The 6,463-nt window shown below is 71.0% G+C and carries 7 protein-coding genes and 2 pseudogenes; 3 read left to right on the top strand and 6 right to left on the bottom strand.

Features of this window, described 5'->3' with window-relative positions; genetic code table 11:
* Positions 1 to 911: Bcr/CflA family efflux MFS transporter (locus DKL51_RS34285; RefSeq protein WP_260428777.1), on the bottom strand; the 911-nt coding region annotated here is incomplete at its 3' end.
* 186 nt (positions 912 to 1,097) lie between these two features.
* Between DKL51_RS34285 and DKL51_RS37360 the strand changes: the two are divergent.
* Both DKL51_RS37360 and DKL51_RS36000 read left to right on the top strand, forming a co-directional pair.
* A pseudogene (locus DKL51_RS37360) lies at positions 1,098 to 1,289 on the top strand (DUF427 domain-containing protein); the annotation flags it as partial.
* A 176-nt stretch (positions 1,290 to 1,465) separates the two neighbouring features.
* Entirely contained in the window at positions 1,466 to 1,861 is a 396-nt protein-coding gene (locus DKL51_RS36000) for a DUF427 domain-containing protein (protein ID WP_260428776.1), read from the top strand.
* Between the two features lie 487 nt (positions 1,862 to 2,348).
* Here the strand turns inward: DKL51_RS36000 and DKL51_RS36840 are convergent, their stop codons facing one another.
* A complete protein-coding gene (locus tag DKL51_RS36840) occupies positions 2,349 to 2,474 on the bottom strand; it encodes a hypothetical protein (RefSeq protein WP_260428775.1) in 126 nt (41 codons plus the stop codon).
* 350 nt (positions 2,475 to 2,824) lie between these two features.
* Here DKL51_RS36840 and DKL51_RS34275 point away from each other — a divergent pair, with 350 nt between their 5' ends.
* Positions 2,825 to 3,469, top strand: a complete 645-nt coding sequence (locus tag DKL51_RS34275) for a helix-turn-helix transcriptional regulator (RefSeq protein ID WP_109945647.1) — start codon at positions 2,825 to 2,827, stop codon at positions 3,467 to 3,469.
* Between the two features lie 34 nt (positions 3,470 to 3,503).
* Here the strand turns inward: DKL51_RS34275 and DKL51_RS34270 are convergent, their stop codons facing one another.
* The 4 genes and pseudogenes from DKL51_RS34270 to DKL51_RS34255 all read right to left on the bottom strand — a co-directional run.
* Entirely contained in the window at positions 3,504 to 4,757 is a 1,254-nt protein-coding gene (locus DKL51_RS34270; protein ID WP_124813312.1) for an NAD(P)/FAD-dependent oxidoreductase, read from the bottom strand.
* Between the two features lie 18 nt (positions 4,758 to 4,775).
* Positions 4,776 to 5,369, bottom strand: a complete 594-nt coding sequence (folE, locus tag DKL51_RS34265; RefSeq protein WP_165824506.1) for a GTP cyclohydrolase I FolE — start codon at positions 5,367 to 5,369, stop codon at positions 4,776 to 4,778.
* Between the two features lie 67 nt (positions 5,370 to 5,436).
* Complete coding sequence (locus tag DKL51_RS34260) at positions 5,437 to 6,219, bottom strand: class I SAM-dependent methyltransferase (protein WP_438819694.1); 783 nt, start codon at positions 6,217 to 6,219, stop codon at positions 5,437 to 5,439.
* Positions 6,216 to 6,463: pseudogene (locus tag DKL51_RS34255) on the bottom strand (glycosyltransferase); the annotation flags it as partial. The pseudogene DKL51_RS34255 and the gene DKL51_RS34260, both read right to left, overlap by 4 nt.

The following is a 6,463-nucleotide window of genomic DNA, read 5'->3' as shown; positions in this document are numbered from 1 at the left end:
AGATGTGTATAAGAGCCAGGCTGCGGCGAGTACCGGCGCAGCAGCCGCACGTTCAACTGGGTGGCCGTGATCAGGCCGACCGCGCCAGCTCCGAAGGCCAACCCGAACTGCTGCTCGTCCAGCCCGTACTGCTGCTGGAAGACGAACGACGACCCGGCCACGTACGCGAACAGCGCGGCCATGGCGAGCCCGGCGACCAGCACGAGCCCGACGAACGTGCGGTCACGCAGCAGCGAGCCGTAGTCGCGCACGGTGGCGGCCACGCCGCCGTGGCGGCGTCGTGCCGGCGGCAGCGTCTCCTGAAGCCCGAACGCCGCGACCGTCACGAGCAGCACGCCGAACACCGCGAGAGCGAAGAACACCCCACGCCAGTCCGACCAGCGAAGGAGCCCGCTGCCCAGGGTGGGGGCGAGGATCGGCGCCGCCCCCATCACCAGCATCAGGCGCGAGAAGAGCTTGGCGAAGGCGGCGCCGCTGAACAGGTCACGCACCACCGCCACCGCCACCACCGCGGCGGCCGCGACGCCCAGCCCCTGCAGCATCCGTAGGGTGCCGATCGTGGCGATGTTGGGCGCGATGACGCACAACACCGACGCGACGATGTGCAGCGCGATACCGGCGAGGAGCGGTACCCGCCGCCCGACCGCATCGGACAGCGGTCCGATCAGCAACTGGCCGAGGGCGAGGCCCGCCAGCGTGCCGGTGAGGGTCAGCTGCACGGCCGCCGACGTCGTCTGGAAGTCGGCGGCGATGGCCGGAAGCGCCGGCAGGTACATGTCGATGGTCAGCGGCCCGATCGCGATCAGCGAGCCGAGCACGAGGACGAGTCGCAGCCGTTGCCGGGAACTCATCAGATCGCCGCTGAGCTGGGGCGGCGTGGGCGTCTCGGTCAGCTCGGCGGTCGCGGTCATGGGGCCTCATCCGTCCGGAGCCGGGCAGGGAACTTCGCAGCGGTCACACCTGCCACCAAATCCCTGGAGCTTGATCTCATTCCCGACCGGGCCGAAGGTGCCTCAGCTCACAGCCGCTGGTGAACCCTGGTCCGCTCCGATCGTTGAACCACCAGCAGGCCCGCCAAAAGAGCATTGGAGGACACGGTGCCGGACTATCCGAAGGCGATCGCGCCGATCGACCGCATCGAGCCGGTGCCTCGCCGGATCCGCGCCTTCCTCGCCGGGGAACAGGTGCTGGACACGAGGCGGGCGCGGTACGTGTGGGAGTGGCCGTCCTACCCGCAGTACTACATCCCGGTCGCGGACGTGGACAGTGGCCTGCTGATCGATGAGCAGCGCACGGAGCAGTCGCGGCGCGGCACGGCGCGCTGCACGGGCTGCGGGTCGGCGAGACGTCCCGTCCCTCGTCCGCCCGGCTGTACGGCGATGACGCGCTGCCCGGGCTGGCGGACACGGTCCGGTTCGACTGGGCCGCCCTGGACGGCTGGTTCGAGGAGGATGAGCAGGTCTTCGTGCATCCCCGGAACCCGTACGCCCGGGTGGACGCGCTGCGGTCCACGCGCAGCGTACGGGTGGAACTCGACGGGGTGGTCCTGGCCGAGTCCACGTCGCCCGTGCTGGTCTTCGAGACCGGTCTGCCGACCCGCTACTACCTCAACCGCACCGACGTGAACTTCGGCCATCTCGTGCCGTCGGCGACGACGACGGCCTGCCCGTACAAGGGGCGAACCAGCGGCTACTGGTCGGTCCGGGTCGGCGACACGGTCCACCCGGACCTGGCCTGGTCGTACGACTTCCCCACCGGGGCGCTGCTGCCGATCGCCGGGCTGATCGCCTTCTACAACGAGAAGGTCGACCTGACCGTCGACGGGGAGCGACTGACCCGACCGAAGACGCATTTCTCCTAGTGCGGTGTCCACTGGCGTTCACCGGGTTTGCGGTGGTTGTTGTGGATCCTCGCCGGGCGGGCGAGCGACTCCCCACGGGGTGGTGGGGCGGACCTCCGCGGGCCAACTGATCCTCTCGCCGCCTGTAGTGGGCGGCGGGGTCACGCCGGGACCGGCCGGCACCGGGGAGGTGCCGGCCTGCTCGACGGTGCGTGACCACCCGCGGCAGTCCGAGGCCTGACGGGGTGGTGGGTCCGCCGCCGGGGTGCGGGTGACGATGGCGGCGGCCGCGACCAGGCGGCTGGACCGAGCATGCAAACCCCGGCAGACGCCGGCGAGCCCAGCGCCCCGCCGCGAAACGCTCGCCGCGACGGCGCCCTGGTGGGGCGCCGCAAGCGATAGTCAGCTCAGTACGTCAACGGCGGGTGGGCGACTGTCTCCTAGCCCACGACGACCAGATGACGACCGCCCCCCAGGATTCGCGCGAGCGGCGGCCGTACCGTTCTTGTCAGTGGCCAGTTGGCGGGATCGCCGAAGGTTTGTCCGCATGCTTGGCCTTCTTCGCCGCCCGCTTTTCCTTCAAAGTCATGGCTGGCTTCTTCATATTGCTCTTTTGGGGAGACTTGTCGGACATGTCGACCCTTCCCTAACAACATCAGGACGGCGGTCCGCGGCGGCGACTTCGGATGTCCCGCCAACCGCGATCCGCCGGACGAAACCATAGACAACAGGCGATGCCTGCCGGTTGGCCACCCTGAGTCAAGAAACATGGTCAGACGACCATGCCCCCTAGCCTAGTACTCCGACAGCGCTTTGTGACCGTGGTCAGTGTTGGGCTGGGGGTTGCCCAGGGTTATCCGCTGACAGTGCTGACGATCTGGAGAGCGTGGGACGCCTCATCCGCGACCTTCGACCAGCCCTGCCGGCTGGCACGCCCCTGCGCGGAGAATTTCTACCAACATTTGCTGGTGATAAACTTCCGGCATGGCAACGGCCCCCTGGCAGGCGGTGACGGTTCTCGTCGACCAGGTACGACGGGCGCTGTATGAGTACGTCCGCAGCCAGGACCACCCGGTGACGCGGGACGAGGCCGCCGAGGCACAGTACATCTCCCGCAATCTGGCGGCGTTCCACCTCGACAAGCTGGTCGGCGCCGGGCTGCTGCAAGCCCGGTACGAGGCACCGACCGACCAGCCGCGCGGCCGCGGTCGAACGCCGAAGGTGTACGAGCCGGCGTCCGGGTGCATCTCCCTGACCATCCCGGAGCGCCGCTACGACCTGATGGGCGAGATCCTCGCCCAGGCCGTCGCCGAGGATCCCACCGACGCCCGGTCGGCCGCGCTCCGCCTCGCAGAGCAGCGCGGGGTAGCGATCGGTCGTCAGGTCGGCAGGGGCGGGCCGGTCGCGCCCGTCCTGGCCGAGCTCGGCTTCGAACCGGCCGACGACGAATCCCTGATCCGGCTGCGGAACTGCCCCTTCCACCAACTCGCCGCCCAGCAGACGGAACTGGTGTGCGGCCTCAACCAGGCGTTCATCGCCGGTCTGCTCGACGGGCTCGGCCGGACGGACCTGAAGGCGGAGCTGGCCCCCACCCCGGGAGCCTGCTGCGTACGGATCCATCCGGCCTGACCCGCCCGCCGCGCCCTGGTCGGCAGACGGCTGCTCAGCTCAGCAGATCGCCGAGCGGCACCCCCGGGTCGGCAAGCCTGTCCAGGTCGACGGCTCGGCCGCCATGGCCGGCGCGCACCAGCGCCTGGATCTGGTCGGTCACGTCCCACACGTTGGCGTTCATCCCGGCCAGCACCCGGCGGTCGGAGACCCAGAACGCCATGAACTCCGGCGCCCTGCCGTCCGGCACGGCCGGATCGCCGCGGAACACCACCCGGTCGCAACCATCCGGGGCCACCCACCCCGAGTACTCCATCCCCAGGTCGTACTGGTCGGAGAAGAAGTACGGCAACCGGGCGTACTCGACCTGCTGGCCCAGCATGGACCGCGCCGCGGCCGGGCCGCCGTTGAGCGCGTTCGCCCAGTGCTCCACGCGGATGTGCCGGCCCACCAGGGGGTGGTAGGCGTTGGCCACGTCGCCCGCGGCGTAGATGCGCGGGTCGGAGGTACGCAGCCGGGCGTCGGTGACGATGCCGTTGTCCACCTTCAGGCCCGCCGCCTCGGCCAGCTGCGTGTCGGGCAGGATGCCCACGCCGACGACGACGGCGTCGGCGGTCAGTTCGGTGCCGTCGGTCAGCAGCACCGAGGACACCCGCCCGGCGCCTCGCAGTTGCCGGACCCCGGCGCCGAAGTGGAAGGTGACGCCGTGGCCGCGGTGCAGGTCGGCGAAGACCCGGGCGACCTCGTCGCCGAGGACCCGCTGCAACGGCAGGTCGGCGGTTTCCACCACGGTCACCGTAGCGCCGTGCTGGCGGGCGGCGGCGGCGATCTCCAGACCGATCCAGCCGGCACCGATCACCACGAGGTGAGCCTGGTCGGTGAGGGCTTCGGCGATCCGATCGGAGTCCGCCAACGTGCGCAGATACCACACGCCGTCCAGGTCGGCGCCGGGAACATCGAGGCGGCGGGGCGTCGAGCCGGTGGTCAGCAGCAGCTTGTCGTATCCGAGCCGTTCGCCCCCGTCCAGGACAACCTGTTGGACGTCGCGGTCGATGCCGGTGACCCGGGTCCCGGTACGCAGCTCGATATCGTTCGCCTCGTACCAGCCGGCGGCGTGCACGTACACGTCCGGCCGCGGGGTGGTTCCCAGCAGCAGGCCCTTGGACAGCGGTGGCCGCTCGTAGGGCCGTTCGGGCTCCGCACCGAGCAGGATCACCCGGCCGTCGAACCCCTCCTCGCGGAGTGTCTGGGCGGCCTTGGCACCAGCGAGGCCGGCTCCGACGATGACGAATGTGGGGGTGCTTCCCATGCCGCTCTCCAGTTCGGTTCAGTGGGCTCCGGTGAGGGAGAAGAACTCGGCCCGGGAGCGGGCGTCGTCCCGCAGGGTCCCGAGCAGGGTGGACGTCACGGTGGTGGCCCCGGTGGCCCGCACGCCACGCAACGTCATGCAGAGATGCTCCGCCTCGATGACGACACCGACGCCCTTGGGAGCCAGTTCCAGGGCCAGCCAGTCGGCCACCTGCTTGGTCAACCGCTCCTGCACCTGCGGTCGGTGGGCGAAGAGTTCCACGACGCGGGCGAGTTTGGACAGTCCGAGGATCCGCTCGCCGGGCAGGTAGCCGACGTGCGCCACACCGACGAACGGCAGCAGGTGGTGTTCGCAGACCGACCGGATCGGGATGGACCGGGCCAGCACCAGCTCGTCGTAGCCCTCGTCGTTGGGGAAGGTGGTCAGGTCGAACGGGCGCGCGGTGAGCAGTTCGGCGTACGCCCGGGCCATCCGGCGGGGCGTGTCACGCAGGCTCTCGGAGTCCAGGTCGATGTCGAGTGCGGCCAGGAACCGGGCGGCGGCCTGTTCGGCGGCGACCAGGTCGGGCGCCGGCTGCTGATTGACGCGACGTGGAGCCGGTGCGATGGTCACGTCAGCTGTCCCCCGGCTTGTGAACGTTCCACGCCGCGTCCTCCGTTATCACCAATGGCTGTTGCTCTTAATCGCCATCCTGGACCGGTGGAGCGGGAATTTCAATAGCGCACGCTGACGAAATTGTCTTCGAGCCGGCGAGCTCACCGAACCAGCGCCCGGCGGACCGGAAGACGTCCCGGACCACCAGTCCGGCGGCGGCGGCCACGCCGTGCACGGCCACCGCGTCCACGTGTGCCCACCGGAACACCGGGCCGTGGCGCACCTCGCCGCCGACGGTACGGAAGGCGAGGCGGGCCTCCCCCTGCCACAACCCGTGCCCGGGCGCCTCCAGTTCAACGAGGACACTTCCGCTGCCACCGGTCAGGGATCGGCACCTGCGCAGCAGGGCGACTGGGTCCCCGCCGATGCCGATGTTGCCGTCCATCAGCAGGACGTGCGCCCACCGTCCCTCGCCCGGCAGCGGCGAGAACACATCCCGCCGCACGGCCACCGCGCCGCGGGCCCGGGTCAGCCGGACCGCGTGCCCGGACACGTCCACCCCGACCGCGGCCAACCCGGCGTCGGCGAGGGCACGGGTGAGCCGACCCGGCCCGCAGCCGACGTCGAGGGTCGGGCCGGTGCACCGGGCGACGATCGGGGCCAGCTCCGGTTCAGCCGGGCCGTGCCAGCGTCGTACCGCCAGCGCACTGCGCCTGCCGTCGCTGCGCACCAGCCAGTACACGCCGCGCAACGCCGCCGTTCCGGCCGGCGCGGAGTCCGACGGTAGGAGGGCAGCCGCATAGCCGTCGGTCCGGTCGTCGGACCACGGGCGGGATCGCGGACCGACCGCCGCGACGCCGGCGCTCACCCTCGACCGCCCCGCACCAGGGTGGGGCGCACCGCCGCCACCTGTCGGGCGAACCGGGTCCCGGGGGCGGCGGCGGCCACGGCGAGGGCGTCGGCCCACTCGTCGACGTCCTGCGCGACCGGTAACGCGGCCACCCGCAGCCCCTGCTCGCGCAGCGCGGTCCAGGTGCGGCGTCCGGTCTCCGCGGTCGACATGGGCACGCCACGCAGCACGGCGGCGTGCCGGGGATGCCGCCGTGCTGCGT

Origin of the sequence: Micromonospora globispora (genome assembly GCF_003857015.1) — a bacterium.
GTDB lineage: Bacteria > Actinomycetota > Actinomycetes > Mycobacteriales > Micromonosporaceae > Micromonospora > Micromonospora globispora.
This window is presented reverse-complemented; position numbering and strand designations above follow the sequence as displayed.